At 60.9% G+C, this 15,878-nt stretch carries 18 protein-coding genes and 1 tRNA gene; 8 read left to right on the top strand and 11 right to left on the bottom strand.

Translation table 11 applies throughout. From position 1 onward, the window contains the following. Positions 1 to 760: 760 nt before the first annotated feature. From AB7783_RS20000 to AB7783_RS19975, 6 genes are all read right to left on the bottom strand, one after another. A complete protein-coding gene (locus tag AB7783_RS20000) occupies positions 761 to 1,849 on the bottom strand; it encodes an AAA family ATPase (protein WP_441278585.1) in 1,089 nt (362 codons plus the stop codon). 231 nt (positions 1,850 to 2,080) lie between these two features. After that, positions 2,081 to 2,386, bottom strand: a complete 306-nt coding sequence (locus AB7783_RS19995; protein WP_441278584.1) for a hypothetical protein — start codon at positions 2,384 to 2,386, stop codon at positions 2,081 to 2,083. A gap of 88 nt (positions 2,387 to 2,474) precedes the next feature. Further along, positions 2,475 to 2,699, bottom strand: coding sequence for a DNA-binding protein (locus AB7783_RS19990; protein WP_441278583.1), 225 nt, complete (start codon positions 2,697 to 2,699; stop codon positions 2,475 to 2,477). Between the two features lie 101 nt (positions 2,700 to 2,800). Continuing rightward, positions 2,801 to 3,577, bottom strand: coding sequence for a hypothetical protein (locus tag AB7783_RS19985; RefSeq protein ID WP_441278582.1), 777 nt, complete (start codon positions 3,575 to 3,577; stop codon positions 2,801 to 2,803). Positions 3,578 to 3,682: 105 nt separating this feature from the next. Continuing rightward, entirely contained in the window at positions 3,683 to 4,948 is a 1,266-nt protein-coding gene (locus tag AB7783_RS19980) for a tyrosine-type recombinase/integrase (RefSeq protein ID WP_441278581.1), read from the bottom strand. 190 nt (positions 4,949 to 5,138) lie between these two features. Beyond that, positions 5,139 to 5,223 (bottom strand) — tRNA-Leu (locus tag AB7783_RS19975). A gap of 177 nt (positions 5,224 to 5,400) precedes the next feature. On the opposite strand from AB7783_RS19975, the gene AB7783_RS19970 reads away from it, so the two are divergent. Further along, on the top strand, positions 5,401 to 5,940 hold the full coding sequence (locus tag AB7783_RS19970; protein WP_441278580.1) for a disulfide bond formation protein B: 540 nt from the start codon (positions 5,401 to 5,403) through the stop codon (positions 5,938 to 5,940). A gap of 31 nt (positions 5,941 to 5,971) precedes the next feature. Here the strand turns inward: AB7783_RS19970 and AB7783_RS19965 are convergent, their stop codons facing one another. The 3 genes from AB7783_RS19965 to AB7783_RS19955 form a co-directional block, all read right to left on the bottom strand. Further along, the gene (locus tag AB7783_RS19965; protein ID WP_441278579.1) at positions 5,972 to 8,239 is read right to left on the bottom strand and encodes a TonB-dependent siderophore receptor; all 2,268 of its coding nucleotides are present in this window, start codon (positions 8,237 to 8,239) and stop codon (positions 5,972 to 5,974) included. Between the two features lie 189 nt (positions 8,240 to 8,428). Beyond that, positions 8,429 to 9,493 carry an AbrB family transcriptional regulator gene (locus AB7783_RS19960; RefSeq protein WP_093757429.1) on the bottom strand — a complete coding sequence of 355 codons (1,065 nt, stop codon included), beginning with the start codon at positions 9,491 to 9,493 and terminating at the stop codon, positions 8,429 to 8,431. Positions 9,494 to 9,608: 115 nt separating this feature from the next. Beyond that, positions 9,609 to 9,884: a PsiF family protein gene (locus AB7783_RS19955; protein ID WP_441278578.1), complete on the bottom strand. Its 276-nt coding sequence runs from the start codon at positions 9,882 to 9,884 to the stop codon at positions 9,609 to 9,611. Between the two features lie 194 nt (positions 9,885 to 10,078). On the opposite strand from AB7783_RS19955, the gene AB7783_RS19950 reads away from it, so the two are divergent. From AB7783_RS19950 to AB7783_RS19930, 5 genes are all read left to right on the top strand, one after another. Next, complete coding sequence (locus AB7783_RS19950) at positions 10,079 to 10,600, top strand: hypothetical protein (RefSeq protein ID WP_441278577.1); 522 nt, start codon at positions 10,079 to 10,081, stop codon at positions 10,598 to 10,600. 78 nt (positions 10,601 to 10,678) lie between these two features. Beyond that, complete coding sequence (locus AB7783_RS19945; protein ID WP_441278576.1) at positions 10,679 to 11,062, top strand: CidA/LrgA family protein; 384 nt, start codon at positions 10,679 to 10,681, stop codon at positions 11,060 to 11,062. After that, positions 11,062 to 11,784: an LrgB family protein gene (locus AB7783_RS19940; RefSeq protein ID WP_089267646.1), complete on the top strand. Its 723-nt coding sequence runs from the start codon at positions 11,062 to 11,064 to the stop codon at positions 11,782 to 11,784. Before AB7783_RS19945 ends, AB7783_RS19940 begins: the two co-directional genes overlap by 1 nt. Positions 11,785 to 11,949: 165 nt before the next feature. Then, complete coding sequence (locus tag AB7783_RS19935) at positions 11,950 to 12,729, top strand: sulfite exporter TauE/SafE family protein (protein ID WP_441278575.1); 780 nt, start codon at positions 11,950 to 11,952, stop codon at positions 12,727 to 12,729. Between the two features lie 33 nt (positions 12,730 to 12,762). Beyond that, a complete protein-coding gene (locus AB7783_RS19930; RefSeq protein WP_175366013.1) occupies positions 12,763 to 13,440 on the top strand; it encodes a DsbA family protein in 678 nt (225 codons plus the stop codon). An 88-nt stretch (positions 13,441 to 13,528) separates the two neighbouring features. Here AB7783_RS19930 and AB7783_RS19925 read toward each other — a convergent pair whose 3' ends face one another. Next, a complete protein-coding gene (locus AB7783_RS19925; protein WP_068730379.1) occupies positions 13,529 to 13,744 on the bottom strand; it encodes a hypothetical protein in 216 nt (71 codons plus the stop codon). A gap of 134 nt (positions 13,745 to 13,878) precedes the next feature. On the opposite strand from AB7783_RS19925, the gene AB7783_RS19920 reads away from it, so the two are divergent. Beyond that, entirely contained in the window at positions 13,879 to 14,535 is a 657-nt protein-coding gene (locus AB7783_RS19920; RefSeq protein ID WP_441278574.1) for a DNA-3-methyladenine glycosylase family protein, read from the top strand. A 38-nt stretch (positions 14,536 to 14,573) separates the two neighbouring features. Here AB7783_RS19920 and AB7783_RS19915 read toward each other — a convergent pair whose 3' ends face one another. Then, entirely contained in the window at positions 14,574 to 14,993 is a 420-nt protein-coding gene (locus tag AB7783_RS19915; RefSeq protein ID WP_184512130.1) for a winged helix-turn-helix transcriptional regulator, read from the bottom strand. Between the two features lie 74 nt (positions 14,994 to 15,067). Here AB7783_RS19915 and AB7783_RS19910 point away from each other — a divergent pair, with 74 nt between their 5' ends. Continuing rightward, a complete protein-coding gene (locus AB7783_RS19910) occupies positions 15,068 to 15,859 on the top strand; it encodes an SDR family oxidoreductase (RefSeq protein ID WP_093758148.1) in 792 nt (263 codons plus the stop codon). The last annotated feature ends 19 nt before the right edge of the window (positions 15,860 to 15,878 follow it).

The raw sequence follows: 15,878 nt of genomic DNA, 5'->3' as shown, positions 1-15,878 counted from the left end.
TCTGAAGTCAGCATATTCTTCTGCACATTGCTTATCGTAACCAAGCTGCCAAGCTGCCAACACAACGGGGTTTTCGGGATCCGGGCAGCCCTCCGATCGCTCCTGTTCGACCCATTCTCGATGGTTCCGCTTGCTCTCGTTCCGCCTGCTCAACTTGACTGAGAACGCGAAGTATTCGCCCTTTTAGGCTCGTCGTTCATATGCCTTTTTGTGACCCCCGCGAAAATCATTCGGACTGAAATAAAATCGAATGGCTAGAGGAGGAGCAAGACCTAACGCAGGGCGAAAGACGAGCGCCCCCAATAAGCATCTGACAGGCCCATTTCGGCAGCCGGAATTGCCCCTCTGGATTCCATGCTGCGGATTATGCGAGACGCATATGCAGACGGTGAGCGTCCACACGATATGGTCAAGGCTGCGGCGCCGTATATCGGCATTGAGCATCTCAGTTTCGAGCTTGTAGACGCGCGCAGCTTGGCCCTCTTACAGAGTCCAATAATTCCGGATATCTCTTCATCCCGTTATGAATGGTCGCACGGGCAATACCCATTGCGCCAGCTGCCGCTGTTATAGACAGCCCATGAGATATCAGCCAGTACACCCGATCTCCCATTTCGAGCGTGTAACTTGTTGGCCGACCTCGCTCAGTCCTGTTCTTCGTCCAGTTCCTCCAAAAGTGAACAGCCGCGAACAAATGGCGCGTTACGTTCGGTTACGTCGCTAATAGGAAAGCGAACCGAACGTAACCCATTCGTCCCGATTAGGTATGATCGATATACCAACGTCCGCCACTTTCCCGGACGAGCCGCTTATCGAGTAGCGCTTTCCGCAGATCCAGCAAGTCGGCCCTGCGCCGTTCACCCAATCCCGCTTGCCGGGCCTGTTCATTCCATTCCTCGAGGGCAAGGCCTCGATCGCCGGCGTCGTACAGGATGCGGTAGAAGGTCTGCTGATTGGCCGTCAGCCGAACCGTTTCTGAACCGCCAGAGCCGGTTTCAACGGCCTCTTGGCTCACGATGTTGACCGTGACGGGATCACCGTCCTCGTCGACGCCCAGCTCGATAATTTTCGACCCGAAAGATAGCAAAGGGCCTTCGGGCCGATCGTTGGCTTTAGTTACGGTTGCAGTCTTCACTTGATCGCCCGAAATCTCCACCATGACGTCCACGTCGCCATAGCTGGCGTTGGAGCCGCGCATACCCCGCGCCTCGTCCTTGCCGGTATGGCCGACAATCGCGACATGGACACTCGTTGCGCTCTTAATGCGCGCAAGATTAGCGAAACAGACTCCTTGGTCCTTGGCGGAGTTTTCATCACCACCGCCGGCGGCAATAGCCTTGGCAAAGGTGTCGATCACAATCAGACCAACTTTGTGCGGCCGTATGCGCTCATTCACGTCATTGATGATGGCGATCACCCTTTCAACGGTGCGGAGATCCATGAGATTCATAGTCTCGGGGACGACGGCGATCGGTGGGTCGCTCTCGGTCGGCGGCCAGCCAGCTCGAAGTCTACGCCGCACGAGGTCCACCCGCTCAAGTGCAAAGTAGACGACGCCACACGCAGCTTTACTGCGATTTCCGCGCCAGTCTTTTCCGCCAGCCACAGCAAGGCAGAGATCCGCCATCAAAGCCGATTTTAACGAGCCAGGCTTACCGACCCACGCGGTTGTCTCTCCTCTCGCGAGGATCCCTTTCAAAATCCAGTTCTTCCGCAAGGCGTGGACGCCGAACTCCGACATCAACTCGTAGCGAAATCCAGCTCGATTTCGCTCCTGTCTCTGATCGTGGCGCATCGCAATGTTATCCAGAGCAACGTTGTCGAGGCCAGCATGATCAACGATGCTCATGTGCCCGCCACATGCTGAGGCTATTCGCCAGGATGTATCGAGCGAGTTGCAGCCCATGATCCTGAATAAGCTGCCTGTAGGGTGAGGTGTCCTCCAGCATCTTAACTGCGTCGGCAAATGTAATGTGTCCGGTCCTTACATCATTGACGAGCGAACAAGCTTGCTCATTGACCAAGGCGAGCGCCGATTTGGTGACGACCCTCGCGCCAGCACGTGCGATTGGGAGCAGCATCACGCAACCTCCGATCTGAAGGGTGTGGCGATGATGCTGTGAATTCGATCGCGTCCATACTCCACGTACAGCGCATTATAGAGCGCGACTTCGTGCAGCAGGTCTACGGCGTCTTGCTTCGTAACCAACCCTTGGCGGACAAGGCCAGCGATGTATTCAGCAACGTCGAGGAAACGTTCGAACTTAGCATTCGCTACCAACACAACCATTTCAAGTTGTAGCGATGTCCATGAGGTTGGATCGTCAAAGATCCCAGGGCGGCCTACAGGATTGTAGGTCCCCTCAAGATATTCTAGGGTAAGCATGTGAATTCTTTCTGGCCCGTGACCGCTTGCAGGCGGCGCGGGCCTTCTCTTTGAGAGAGGCCCGCGAAAGGCATTGCTGTTGGGAAGGTCAGTTCGCGGTCGCGACGACGGGCAACGAATGAAGCCACGCTTCGGCGGCGTCTCTGGAGATCAGAGACTTGGCACCCGCTTTCCGGAGTACTAGCCGTCCCGCTTTGATCTCGGCATACGCCATCGTTCTGCCGATACGCGCCCAGTTGCAGAATTCCGCGATCGTCATTGCACCGCCGGGAATAGCGAGCTGACTTAGATCAGCGGCGAGATGGGAGGACATTTCTAAGTTCCTTTCTGACCGCTTTGTGCGCTCGATTGCGTGCGGTCAGACAAGGAATTGCCCGGGCTTTGATACCGGGAAATCCCCGTAATACCGGGAAATTATCGCCGGCGATTTCCCGGTTTCACTCCTGCGGCAACATCAAGCCCGTGGGTCTTGATCGCTTCCCGAATGGTCTTATCGTCAGGGCTTTTGTTGGGGTCGATCTCGTCCTGAATCAACCGGATCAATGCGATTAGGTCTGCCGTATCTTTCAGCGACCTACCTCTTTTCTTCACGCGCTCGACTATTCTTTGGTTAATGAGCGGCCAATCGTAAGTGGGCGGACGGCCAGCCTTGCCTGCCGCCATAACCGGCCATGTCTTTTTGATTTCATCGCGTCGGAATTTGATATCCACGTAAGCCGGCTCAAAACGGTTTTCGTCAAACACGAGCACGTCTTCAAATCCGTCTAATGGAGGCTTTCGTCCAAGCCCGGGGGTGAGTACCTTCTTCGATAGCGGGGCCGCGGTAACTGAGTGAAGTGAGAGCGAGGAGAATTCATACGATTGGATTTCCACAGGCCTGCCAGTCGCGTTCTTTCCTATGGCAGTGATCTTGTTCTCCGCACACGCGTTGAGCAATAGTCTTATCAGGGCCGCTTTCGGGCGCGATCTTATTGAAACCGTGACAACTGACGCTCTCAGCATTGGAGCTTTTCCGTCACTAAGATTCTGTTCAGTGGCGTATTCCGACCACGCCTTGCGATATTTGTCCCATTGATCGCGGACTTTGGTTACATCGCGCCAACCAACCCACGCGATTGCCATCGGGAACGTCCAAAACAACTCCTGGTCTGGATCGAAGTCATCGGGATCAGGCCGCACCACGTTCAGCATCCACTTATCTCGCGCCATTCATTGGAGACCGCGCGAATCCGCGCGCACCATTTAAGCATGAGGTGGCGTTCATCTAAGGTGAGCAAACCGACCATCCACAGCCGGTCAAGTCAGGGCAAGACGCTGCTTATCTGGACCTCGCGATCGTGGCTTCCTTGAAATTTCAAAATCTTGCCGCCGCTCGCGCAGCGTGTCGCAATAGTCGGCCCACCAAGCCATGAGCTTCACACGTTCGTCGAAATAGTCACCGCGGGCATAGGCGCGACGCACCTCGTTCGGTTCGATGTGCGCCAGTGCGGCCTCGATCGCGTCGGGGTTCCACTTTCCGCTTTGGTTTGCCAACGTACTGAAGGTCGAACGGAAGCCGTGCGCGGTGGCTTCATCCTGCGAATACCCGAGACGCCGAAGTGCCCCGTTCATGGTGTTTTCGGAAATGGCCCGGTGCGCCGACCGCAGGCCGGGAAACACAAGGCCACCGGCGGCCCGCCCCGTGACCAGATGCAGAGCTTTGAGGATTGCAACAGCTTGCGCTGGCAGCGGAACGCGGTGCGGGCGGCGCATTTTCATGCGCTCGGCCGGAATGCTCCACGCGCGGTTATCCAGGTCAAATTCGACCCATTTCGCGTGGCGTAGTTCGCCGGGACGGCAGGCAAGCAGGGCCGCAAGTTGCAGCGATGCTTTGGTGGTCGGCTGGCCCATGAAACCGTCAACGGCCCGCAACAAGCCACCAAACGCCACTGGATCGATGATGGCAGCGCGTGGCTTGACCTTGGGCGTGGCGATGGCCCCACGCAATGCTTGCGTCGGATCGGCCTTTGCCCGCACCGTCTGAATGGCGTGCCGAAACACCGCGCCGATGGTTTCCCGGACACGGGTTGCCGTCTCCAATTTCCCGGCGGCCTCGATCGGCCGAAGGACCGCCAGAACCTCAACGGGCTCGATTTCGCTGATCGGTCGTTGTCCTAGGGACGGGCGGGCATGGTTCAGCAACCATTCGACCTTGCGGATGGTCGTCTCGGCGCGGTGGTTACGCTTCATCTTCGCCAGATAATCGTCGGCGAGGGCGTTAAAGGTGTTGGCGTTCGCTATGAGCCTTGCGGCCTTGTCGAGCTTCTTCTGTGCGCCTGGGTCTTTGCCGTCCACAAGCAGCTTGCGCGCATCGTCACGTTTGCGGCGCGCGCTCACCAACGAAACGATGGGATAGGAGCCAATAGCGAGTAGCTTTTGTTTGCCATCATACCGATAGGCGAGGCGCCAAAGCTTTGCGCCGGTCGGCATGATCCAGAGTTGCAAGCCGTCGCCATCAGACAACTTCACTACGCGCTCGCCCGGCTTTGCGGTCTGACATTTCCGATCTGAAAGCTGCGCCATTCCCAACCCCACCAACTCGCGGCCGATACCAACATGATACCAACGGCAATTTCCTGGATACCAACACCGATACCAACAGATTGTGCGAATTGCCGTGACCCGCTGCGAACGTCAGAGAGCAAGAAAGGCTTGTTTTTACAAGTCTTTTTGCATGATCGCGAACGGTGATGAACGTCTGGAAACTGCTTCGTGGTGCCCCTGGCCGGAATCGAACCAGCACTCCTTGCGGAACTCGATTTTGAGTCGAGCGCGTCTACCAATTCCGCCACAGGGGCCTTCGGACGCCGGCCGGAGACCGGGGGCGCGAAGCGGGCGGAATATAGCGGGCGCGGGCGGCGGGTCAACCTGCGGTTTGGCCAGATTGGCCGCCGCGCACACTCCAGTGTGATCAAGGCTGCCTCGACAGGGTGTGTGCCCCGGGATAGGACGCAACAGCCACTCCGGAGAGCACCGTGACTGCCCAGACCGCCCCTCAATCCGCGCCCGTGCATGCCTCATCCAACCCGGCGCTGGTCGCCGCACTGGTAGTCGGCCTGATCGCCTTGGCGACGCTGGCGGGGGCCTGGTTCTTCCAGCTGGTACTGGATATCCGGCCGTGCCCGCTCTGCCTCGAACAGCGCTATGCCTATTATCTCGCGATCCCGCTGGCGGTGCTGGTGGCGATTGCGGCCGCCAGGGACGCGCCGCGCGGCCTGGTTGTGACCGGCCTCGTTGTGCTGGTGCTGGCGGCGCTCGCCAATGCGGTGCTCGGCGGTTATCACGCCGGCGTCGAATGGACATTCTGGCAGGGTCCGACGGACTGTTCGGGTCCGGTGGTCGATCTCGGCAAGGCCGGCAGCCTGCTGGAGCGCCTCGACACCGTGAAGGTGATCCGCTGCGACGAGGTGCAGTGGCGCTTTTTGGGCCTGTCGCTGGCCGGCTACAATGTGCTGATCTCGCTGCTGATGGCGGCGATCGCACTGTGGGGCGCGGGCAAGACCGCACGGCACTGATCCGCCGCCGGTCCTGCCCGCTGAGGCACCGCTACCAGCGATAGCGCAGCGTGCCGATCACCGTGCGTCCCTGGCTCAAATAGCAGTAGCCGGAATTGCAGACCGCAACCTGCTCGTCGGCGACGTTGTTGGCGTTGATCGAGGCCTGATAGCCCGCAAACTTCGGTCCGAGCTTGGCGAAATCGTAACGCGCGGCCAGATCGAACAGCGTGTAGCCGTTGTTGCGTGAGGTGTTGTCGTTCGACGTCCAGGTGGCGTCGATGTAACGGACACCGGCACCGAGACCGAGGCCTTCAAGCGAACCGTTCAGGAAGGTGTAGTTCATCCAGCTCGATGCGGTGTGCTTCGGCGTCACTGCAGGGGTCTTGCCGAGCTCGGTCGCGATCGAGCTCCTGGTGATCTCCGCGTCGGAATAGGTATAGGCCGTCACCGTTTCGAGTTCCGGCGTGAGTCGTGCGCGTGCCTCGAATTCGAAGCCCTGCACGCGGATCTCGCCGACCGAGGCGTAATAGGCGATGCCGTTGACATAGCCGGCGAGCTTGGCGGCGTTCTTCTCCTTGAGGTCGTAGATCGACGCCGTGAGCAGCACGTCGGGCCGTGGCTGATACTTCACGCCGCCTTCGATTTGTTCGCCTTCGGATGGCGCCAGCACGATGCCGTCGAGGCCGAGTGAGGTCTCCGGCTGGAATGAGGTCGCATAGCTCACATAGGGCGCGATGCCGTTCTCGAAGTGATAGAGCAGGCCGGCGCTGTATGAGAACGCGTTGTCGTTACGCGCGCCTGTGACGGCGCCCGTATAGGAATTGATTTGCGTGCGATCGGTCCAGTCCTGACGGCCGCTGACCGACAGGTGCCAGTTGCCGAGTCGCATCTGGTCCTGCAGATAGACGCCGACCTGCTCCTGCGTCGAACGCGAACCAGACGTATAGCCCGGGGTTGGGCCGGCAATGCCGTAGACGGGATTGAGGATGTTGAGCGCATAGCCGGGATTCACGGCGCCCAGGCCAAGCTTGAAGTCCCAGGTATTGTGATCGTAATTCACGCCGAACAGTGTGCGGTGGACGACCGGGCCGGTGGCGAAGTCGGCCTGCAGCGCATTGTCGGTCTGCCAACTCGTCTGGTCGTCGCCGACGGCTACGGCACCGCGGTCATAGACGGTCGATGTTGGCGTCGCGAAGCTGCCGTCGACATAGCGCGATTCCGCATGCAGCACGCCGAACCGCGTGTGCTGGCGGAACGTGAAGACGTCGTCGAAGCGGTGCTCGAGCTTGTAGCCAACCTGCGCCTGCTGCTGCCGCAGATAGTCGTATTTCGGATCGCTCGAGCGCAGCTTGATGGTCGCGCCATTGACGTTTACCAGCTGGCCGTCGCGATTGAGCATGGCGACGCTGGCGTCGGTTTCGTCCTTCTGCAAGATGGCATATGCGGTCAGCGTGGTGTCGATGCTCGGTCGCCAGGTGATCGATGGCGCCAGCATCAGCCGCTCGTCGGCGATATCGTAATTGGTCTCGCCGGCGCGGCCGAGGCCCACCAGGCGGTACAGCAGCGACTTGTCGGAACTGGCACCGCCGATGTCGAACGCCGTTTGCATGCGGCCATAGGTGCCGCCTTCTAGTGAAATCTCGTTGACCTGATTCTCGACCGGGAATTTCGATCGGCGATCGACGAGGCCGCCGGGGACGGACTGTCCATAGAGCACGGCGGCCGGGCCCTTGATCACCTCGACGCTATTAAGCTGATAGGGTTCGGTCCGGAATGTAGTGAAGCCGGAGGGGAACTGCTTCAGTCCGTCGCGGAAGTCGCCGAGCGTCGTCGTCGAGAAGCCGCGGACATAGATCTGATCGAAACGCGGATCGTAGCCGAAGCCGCCGGTGGTGACGCCGGCTGTGTAACGAACCGCCTCCGGAATGCTGGTGACGCCGCGATCATCGAGTTCCTTGCGGTCGATGACGCTCACCGAACGCGGCGTATCGATCAGCGGCGTATTCGTCTTCGACGCCGAACTGGCCTGACCTGCGACATAGCTGTTGTTGTCGGCGCTATAGATGCGCTGATTGGCCGATTGCGCGGGTGCAATCTGCGGCGTCGTCGTGCGTGTGCGTCGCGTTGCGCGTGCCGATGTCTGCGATCTCGTTGCCGTCGTGCTGCGCGCGCGTTGCGGCTGCGGAGCATCCACCGTGACTGGCGGTAGGCTGGCCTGCGCGAATGCGTCACGCGGAAGATCCGTCGCCAATGCCATCACACTGACGGTGCAAAGCAGTGCAGTCTGCTTCGTCGATTTTCTTGTTCTCAATTTCATTTCAACGCCTCGATGATGCTGGTCACGCCAGCTTGATCGAGCGTCTAACTTGATTGGTTTCGTGGCGCACTACGATGCGCGGTAGAATACGTCTAGACCTTGCGACGCAAATGTCTGCAATCACTGCAAGGCGCTCATATTTGTTAGATCTATTCCATTGTTTCGATCGGTGTCTGCGACGACTGAAGATCAATCGTCGATATCGTCCTGCGCCTTGCCGAACAGATGCACGATGCCGGGCGTGACGATCGAGACATAGATGAAGCGCGACAGATGATGCGCGCCGACGAACACCGGATCGATATGCAGCGTCAGCGCCAGTGCGAGCATGGCGTCCATGGCGCCGGGCGCGAAGGCGACGACGACATCGCTCAGCTTCACAGTCGTGGTGAGTGCAATGATCGTCACGAACACCGCCGAGATCGCGATGGCCACCGTGAATGAGCCGAGCGCGGCCCAGACATGGCTGAGAATGGTGCGGGGCGAGATCTTGCCGAAGCGCGAGCCGATCAGGCTGCCGATGCCGACGAGGGCGGTGATGTAGGCCCATTGCGGCAGCGTGCCGTGGACCCAGCCGGTGCCATGCAGCACCGATGACGCCATCATCGCGCCGAACATCCAGCTCGCCGGAAACTTGATCCAGCGCATGAACAGCGCGACGGCAACGGCCGCGGCTGCCAGTTCGGCCAGTGCGAGCGGCGAGGCTTCCGGTCCGCGCGATGGCAGCGGACCGTGGCCCATCAGGCCGGTGGCGGCGAGCAGCAGCGGCACCATGGCGGTGAGGATGATGACGCGAAAGATCTGCACCACGGCGATGCCCGGCACGTCGGCATTGCGCTCGGTGGCCAGCATGATGATCTGCGACAGCGCGCCGGGGCTGCCGGCCAGCAGCGCGGAGGTGCGGTCCCAGCCATGGACGCGCTGCAGATAGATGCTGCTGCCGAAGGTGGCGCAGAACGTGGCCAGCGCCAGCAGCGCGATGGTCACCGGATAGGCGCTTAGATTGTGCACCATCTCCGGCGACACCATCGAGCCGAGCGACAGGCCGAGTGTCATCAGGATGACATGGGCCATCGGCTGCGGCAGGCCGACCGGGCGTCCGAAGATGCCGTAAGCGGCGACCGCGATCATCGCGCCGGAGATCAGCCCGCCCGGCAATTCCGCCCAATAGAATAGCGCGCCGCCGGTCGTGCCGATGACGAGGGTCTCAAGGGTGGTGCGGATCTGCAGGGAGCTGGGAAGAGCGATGGCCATTTGCACGGAAAGCTGAAGGAGCCCGCTTTATGGCAAAGTCCGCACCTGTCGACAAATGCAGTGTGGTCTACCTGTCCCTCGCTTTCCGGGCGAGGGACAGGCGGATGACGAGAGTTTAGTTCGGTTTCGTGGTCTTCTTGCATTCCGAACGGAATTTGCGGCGCTCGGTGCCGTGCAAGCCCTTGGCGTCGGCCTGTTTCGAACATTCGAGTGACGCTGCGGTGCGGGGTTTCTCGGCTGTCTTGTCCGCAGGCGCCGTCTTCTCGGCGGGGGCCGCCTTGGCGGGCGCAGTTTTGGTGGCCGCCGGCGCGGGTGTCTGAGCGGTGGCCGCGCCGACCAGGAGGAAGGAAGCGACGGCAGCGGTAGCTAGGCTGGAAGCGAATCGGATCATGGCAGCACCTCGAATTGAACGGGAAATCAGCGTGGGCGCGCCGGGCTGAACGGCAGGTGAATGAGTTGAAATATATTTGACGGTGCGATCACGATAATTTTTCGCGGGCAGCTGCGATGTCGTTGCCACGTGCAGCGGTAGCGATAGGATGCCGCCGTCTACTTTTACTTAGTGTAGCAAAGGGAGAGAACGTTATGACGATGCCCGTCAAATTCGCCTGCGCGATTGCAATGTCCAGTTTTGCTCTGCTTGCCTTCAGTCCGGCCCATGCACTCACCGCGACTGAATGCAGTGCAAAATATCAGGCGGCCAAGACCGCCGGCACGCTGAACGGCCAGAAATGGAATGACTTCCGCAAAGCCGAATGCGGGACCGATGCCGCTGCGACGACGCCCGCCGCTGCGCCTGCTGCAACCGCGGCGCCGAAGGCTGCCGAAGCCAAGCCTGCCGAAGCCAAGCCGGCAGTGGCTCCCAAACCTGCTGCAGCCCCCAAGTCGGCAGCGACGACAGCCGCGGCTCCGGCAGGCCCTGCCACCTTCCCGTCGGCGGTCGATCCGAAATACGCCAAGGAGACGGCTGGCAAGGCGCGGATGCACACCTGCGTGGATCAGTACAATGCCAACAAGGCCGCCAATGCCAATGGCGGCATGAAGTGGATCGAAAAAGGCGGCGGCTACTACAGCGAATGTACCAAGAAGCTGAAGGGGGCCGCCTGATCGGATCAGCCGCGCGCTGGGGTTGATCGACATCACTTACTTCGCGGGCGATAACGATCCGTCACCCGCGGAGTCCCCATGATTGCCAGTCTATCCCTGATCCTGCTGTGCCAGCTCGCTGGCGAGATCGCCGTGCGCGCTTTTGCATGGCCGGTGCCCGGCCCGGTGCTCGGCATGCTGTTGCTGCTCGTTCTGCTGTTGCTGCGTGATCGTGCCGTGATGTTCGCGCAGGGGCCGCTGCAAGGCGGCGGCGTGGAGAATGCCGCGAAGGGCCTGCTCGCGCATCTGTCGCTGATGTTCATTCCCGCCGGTGTCGGCGTGGTGCAGAAGCTCGATCTGCTGGCCGAACATGGCACGGCCATCGTCGGTGTTCTGGCGATCTCGGTCGTGATCACGTTGCTGGTGACGGTGGCGACGTTCCTCATCATCAGCCGGGTCATGACACGCGGGCGGAGCGCGTGATGACCGCCAATCCGTTCTCACTCTGGGTCTATCTCTCGCAGCAGCCTCTGCTCTGGCTGACCGTGACGCTGTTGGTCTATGCGACGGCGGATGCGCTGTCGCTGGCGACCGGCCGGCATCCGTTCGCCAATCCGGTGTTCCACTCGATGTGGATTATCGCCGTGTTTCTGCTGATGACCGGGACGTCCTACACGACCTATTTCAGCGGTGCGCAATTCGTGCACTTCCTGCTCGGTCCGGCGACCGTGGCGCTCGCGGTGCCACTCTATGAGAATCGCAAGGTCGTGGCGGCAGCGATCGTGCCGATGCTCGCCGCGCTGGTGGTCGGCTGTGCCACGGCAATCGTCTCGGTGGTGTTGCTGGCAAAGGCCTTCGGCCTGCCGCAAAATGTGGTGCTGTCGCTGGCGCCGAAATCGGTCACCGCCGGCGTCGCCATGGGCATCAGCGAGTCGCTCGGCGCCGACGCATCGCTGACCGCGGTGGCCGTGGTGCTGACCGGCATCATGGGGGCGATCATCGTCACGCCGATGATGAACCGCATGGGCATCAGCGACTATCGCGCCCGTGGCTTTGCCGTCGGATTGGCTTCGCATGGGATCGGCACCGCACGGGCCTTTCAGGTGGATGCCGTGGCCGGCGTCTTTGCTGGCATCGCCATGAGCCTGAATGCGCTGGTGACCTCTCTACTGGTTCCGCTTGCCGTCACCCTGCTGGTGCGCTGATGCTCACGACAGCGTTTTCCCGGCAGGCGGATTTGTGATGCCGGCTGCATGGAGCCGGGCCGGAAAGGTCATTATGGTCACGCCGTTGCGTGCATGATCCGAACAAGTGGACACTGATTTTTTCGAAAGATCATGCTCAGATGAGAAGATGAGAATCAGCCGTTCATGATGACTGTGATGCAAGGGGCGCTCGGCCTGGCTTCGGGCGCACTGGTCGGCTTCTCGCTCGGCCTGGTCGGTGGCGGCGGCTCGATCCTCGCTGTGCCGCTGATGGTCTATGTCGTCGGCGTGCCTGAGCCGCATGTCGCGATCGGCACCAGCGCCATTGCGGTCGCGGCCAATGCGGCGGTCAATCTCGGCAATCATGCGCGTGGCGGCAATGTGCACTGGTCCTGCGCGCTGGTGTTTGCTGCCGCAGGAATCGCCGGTGCGCTCGGAGGCTCGATTCTCGGCAAGCAGGTGGACGGGCAGAATTTGCTGGCGCTGTTCGCGGTCCTGATGCTGGTGATCGCCGTGCTGATGCTGAAGACGCGCGCCCAAGTCGGCGAGCACCGCGTCGAGATCAGCATGTCGAACACGCCTTCGCTGCTTGCGCTGGGTCTTGTCACCGGCGCGCTGTCCGGCTTCTTCGGAATCGGTGGCGGCTTTCTGATCGTGCCGGCGCTGATGGCGGCCACGGGCATGTCGATCATGAGTGCGATCTCGTCATCGCTGGTGGCGGTCACCGCATTCGGTCTCACCACGGCATCGAGCTATGCCTGGTCCGGGCTGATCTCCTGGAAACTTGCGCTGGTGTTCATTCTGGGTGGTCTGCTTGGCGGACTGTTGGGAACCGGCCTGGCGCGGCATCTGTCGCTGCGGCGGGGCGCGTTGAATACCGTTTTTGCGTCTATCATTATCGTCGTGGCGCTCTATATGTTGGCCCGCAACATCTACATCACCTGAGCGCTGGCGCATGATGCGTCTTCGGAGAACATCATGACCGCCGCAATCCGCGAGACCTCGAAGACCGCCACGACGCGCCGCGCTGCGCTCGGGCTTTTCGGTGGCGCCATGCTGCTCGGCGCCTCCGGCAAGGTGCTCGCGGCATCTGGTGCCGCCAAGGACGAAGACGTCCTCAACGAAGCCGCGGTACTCCGCGATCCGGACATCCCGGCCGCAGGTAACCCGAAGGGCGACATCACCATCGTCGAATATTTCGACTACCAATGCCCCTATTGCCGCAAGATCGCCCCCGACCTGCACGCCCTGGTGAAGGAAGACGGCAAGGTTCGCCTGGTGTCGAAGGACTGGCCGATCCTCGGGCCGGTGTCCGTCTATGCGGCCCGTCTCGTGCTCGCTGCCAGATACCAGAACAAGTTCATCGAGGCGCAAGACGCCCTGATCAGCCTCGATACCAAACTGACGGAAGCGATCGCGCGTGACCGGCTCGCCAAGGCCGGTATCGATGTCGATCGCGCCGTCGCCGATCTGCAGAAAAATCAGGATGCGATCGTTGCCAAGCTGAAGCAGATCGATGAGCAGGCGACGGCTTTCGGCTTTAACGGCACGCCATCCTTTATCGTCGGCAAGTTCCGCATTCCCGGGCCGATCACCAAAGAACAATTCGTTCTCGCGATCGCCGATGCGCGTAAAGCCGCGGCTGCGAAGAAGTAAGCTTCAGCGCGTTCAGACAGAAAATGCCCCCGCTCATGGGCGAGGGCATCTTTGATCGGCTGAACCAGTCTTCTCGTTGCTGATGTGCTTACGACTTCACTTGCGAGGTCAGCTTGGCCCAATCCTGCTTGGTGCGCGTCTTCAGTGCTTCCCACTCATTGGCAGCAACATCCCAGTTGACGATCGTCCGGCGCTCCTGCGCCGTCTGGCCGTTCGCCACTGACGAGGTCGACATCGAATCGTAGATGTAAACGCCGATGCCCAGGATCAGCGCACCCAGGATCATTCCAAAAAACGTCCGCATGGCGGTAGCCTCCATTGAACGCAAACAACGCGACGTCCGGGGCTTTGGTTCCCGGTTGCATGGTGCGCTATTGCCGCAGCGCATTCATTGGCAGCATTGATCTTGCGGTCACGCCGTGGTGATCCTTGGGAATCATGACCGTTCATCTTACCGATCAATCCGTGCTCGACGACGCCGTTATGGAGCTGGTGAAGCTCGACCCGCGTCTGAAACCGATCCTGGCCATGGCCGGGATGCCGGCGCTGCGGCAACGCGCGCCGGGCTTCGAAGGGCTTGCGCAGATCGTCTGCGGACAGCAGGTCTCGGTGGCCTCAGCCTCGGCGATCTGGGGCCGCGTCTCCAGCGCCTTCTCGCCATTCGATCATCATGCCATCCGCAAGGCACGCACCGATCGCCTGGGCCGGCTGGGCCTGTCGGCGGCAAAAATCAAGACGTTGAAGGCGCTGGCGCGTGAACTCGTCGAGGAGCGGTTGAATCTCGACGTACTTGCCGAGGAAGACGCTGACGCCGCGCATAACACGCTGGTCGCGTTGCACGGTATCGGTCCGTGGACGGCCGACGTCTATCTGCTGTTTTGTCTCGGCCATGGTGACGCCTGGCCGGCGGGCGATGTCGCCATTCAGGAATCCATCAAGGTCGGGCTCGGTCTCAATGAGCGTCCGACCGTGAAGCAGATGGCGCCGCTGGCAGAACCATGGCGTCCGCTGCGCGGTGCGGCGGCGCATCTGTGGTGGGCTTACTATCACGCCATCAAGAAGCGCGAAGGCGTGATCGGCAAACCGGCGAAGTGAACACGTCGCGGGCCGCGGCGTCGACTGCGCGGGCCAGGCTATTCCTCGGCAGGAGGCGAGGTGGATGTCCCTATGGCAGATACTGCGGCGTCGGACGCTGGCTTCCATACGAACCATGTGAGCAGTGCGTCGAGCGAAGGGCAAAGAGACTCGCCCCAATCCGTTAGCGCATATTCAACCTTCGGCGGCACCTGTGCATGCACGACGCGTCGAACAATGCCGTCGGCCTCAAGCTGCCGCAATTGCTGCGCGAGCATCTTCTGCGAGGCCGCAGGGATTGCGCGTTCGAGTTCGGAGAAGCGCAAAATTCGGCCGCCGAACAGACGAAACAGGATTTCCAGCTTCCAGCGTCCGCCGATCATCTTCAGCGACTGCTCGATCCCGTCCGATGCGGTCGTCGCAGTCCACGGTTCCTTACCTGGAGGTAAGTCCCCCACTTTCTCGTGCGTTCTTGTCATTCGGCAAACATATCCGCATTTCCTTCGCAGACAATGCGCCGCGCTGTGCGGATGTGAAAATGAGGAACTGGACGATGACAAATCATCAGGCGGGCGGCGAACTCGCTGGCAAGCGGGCGCTCGTGACCGGTGGGACCAAAGGTATTGGTGCAGCCGTCGTCGCGTGTCTGCTGGCACAGGGTGCAGTGGTGCTCACGACAGCGCGCAACAGGCCGGCCGGCATGCCGGACCATGCCGGCTTCGTCGTTGCTGACGTTGCCACCGCCGACGGGTGCACGGCGCTCGCCGACGCGGTCCTGAAGCGCCTCGGCGGCATCGATATCATTGTCCACGTCGTTGGCGGGTCGTCCGCGTCGGCGGGCGGTTTCGCAAAGCTCGATGACGCCGCCTGGCAGCGCGCAATGGACCTGAATCTCTATGCTGCCGTCCGACTCGATCGCGCTCTGTTGCCGTCGATGCTGGAGCAGAAATCCGGCGTGATCATTCATGTCACTTCGATCCAGCGTGTGTTGCCGCTGCACGATGCCACGATGGCCTACGCGGCAGCGAAAGCGGCACTCGGAAACTACAGCAAGGCGCTATCAAAGGAAGTTAGCCCGAAAGGCATCCGCGTGGTGCGCGTCTCGCCGGGCTGGGTGGAAACCGAGGCCGCCGTCGGGCTGGTGCAGACGATCGCCGACGAGAACAGCACCGATTATGAGGGCGCGCAGAGAATGCTGATGGATTCGCTCGGCGGTATTCCGCTCGGACGCCCGGCCAGGCCGCACGAAGTCGGGGACCTCGTGGCATTTCTGGCATCGCCGCGCGCGGCATCAATCACCGGTGCAGAATTCGTGATCGACGGCGGCACGGTTCCCACGGTGTAGTCGAACAGTGTTTGAAACG

Origin of the sequence: Tardiphaga sp. 172_B4_N1_3 (assembly GCF_052076035.1) — a bacterium.
GTDB lineage: Bacteria > Pseudomonadota > Alphaproteobacteria > Rhizobiales > Xanthobacteraceae > Tardiphaga > Tardiphaga robiniae.
The sequence above is the reverse complement of the archived record's forward strand: the minus strand, read 5'-3'. Positions and strand labels throughout refer to the sequence as shown.

What these genes read in the sequence shown, in the direction of transcription:
- AB7783_RS19925 (WP_068730379.1), bottom strand. Translation starts at nt 13,744, where the DNA reads ATGCGGACGTTTTTTGGAATGATCCTGGGTGCGCTGATCCTGGGCATC.
- AB7783_RS19955 (WP_441278578.1), bottom strand. Translation starts at nt 9,884, where the DNA reads ATGATCCGATTCGCTTCCAGCCTAGCTACCGCTGCCGTCGCTTCCTTC.
- AB7783_RS19940 (WP_089267646.1), top strand. Translation starts at nt 11,062, where the DNA reads ATGACCGCCAATCCGTTCTCACTCTGGGTCTATCTCTCGCAGCAGCCT.
- AB7783_RS19910 (WP_093758148.1), top strand. Translation starts at nt 15,068, where the DNA reads ATGACAAATCATCAGGCGGGCGGCGAACTCGCTGGCAAGCGGGCGCTC.
- AB7783_RS19965 (WP_441278579.1), bottom strand. Translation starts at nt 8,239, where the DNA reads ATGAAATTGAGAACAAGAAAATCGACGAAGCAGACTGCACTGCTTTGC.
- AB7783_RS19960 (WP_093757429.1), bottom strand. Translation starts at nt 9,493, where the DNA reads ATGGCCATCGCTCTTCCCAGCTCCCTGCAGATCCGCACCACCCTTGAG.
- AB7783_RS19980 (WP_441278581.1), bottom strand. Translation starts at nt 4,948, where the DNA reads ATGGCGCAGCTTTCAGATCGGAAATGTCAGACCGCAAAGCCGGGCGAG.
- AB7783_RS19950 (WP_441278577.1), top strand. Translation starts at nt 10,079, where the DNA reads ATGACGATGCCCGTCAAATTCGCCTGCGCGATTGCAATGTCCAGTTTT.
- AB7783_RS20000 (WP_441278585.1), bottom strand. Translation starts at nt 1,849, where the DNA reads ATGAGCATCGTTGATCATGCTGGCCTCGACAACGTTGCTCTGGATAAC.
- AB7783_RS19930 (WP_175366013.1), top strand. Translation starts at nt 12,763, where the DNA reads ATGACCGCCGCAATCCGCGAGACCTCGAAGACCGCCACGACGCGCCGC.
- AB7783_RS19985 (WP_441278582.1), bottom strand. Translation starts at nt 3,577, where the DNA reads ATGCTGAACGTGGTGCGGCCTGATCCCGATGACTTCGATCCAGACCAG.
- AB7783_RS19990 (WP_441278583.1), bottom strand. Translation starts at nt 2,699, where the DNA reads ATGTCCTCCCATCTCGCCGCTGATCTAAGTCAGCTCGCTATTCCCGGC.
- AB7783_RS19915 (WP_184512130.1), bottom strand. Translation starts at nt 14,993, where the DNA reads ATGACAAGAACGCACGAGAAAGTGGGGGACTTACCTCCAGGTAAGGAA.
- AB7783_RS19920 (WP_441278574.1), top strand. Translation starts at nt 13,879, where the DNA reads ATGACCGTTCATCTTACCGATCAATCCGTGCTCGACGACGCCGTTATG.
- AB7783_RS19945 (WP_441278576.1), top strand. Translation starts at nt 10,679, where the DNA reads ATGATTGCCAGTCTATCCCTGATCCTGCTGTGCCAGCTCGCTGGCGAG.
- AB7783_RS19995 (WP_441278584.1), bottom strand. Translation starts at nt 2,386, where the DNA reads ATGCTTACCCTAGAATATCTTGAGGGGACCTACAATCCTGTAGGCCGC.
- AB7783_RS19935 (WP_441278575.1), top strand. Translation starts at nt 11,950, where the DNA reads ATGATGACTGTGATGCAAGGGGCGCTCGGCCTGGCTTCGGGCGCACTG.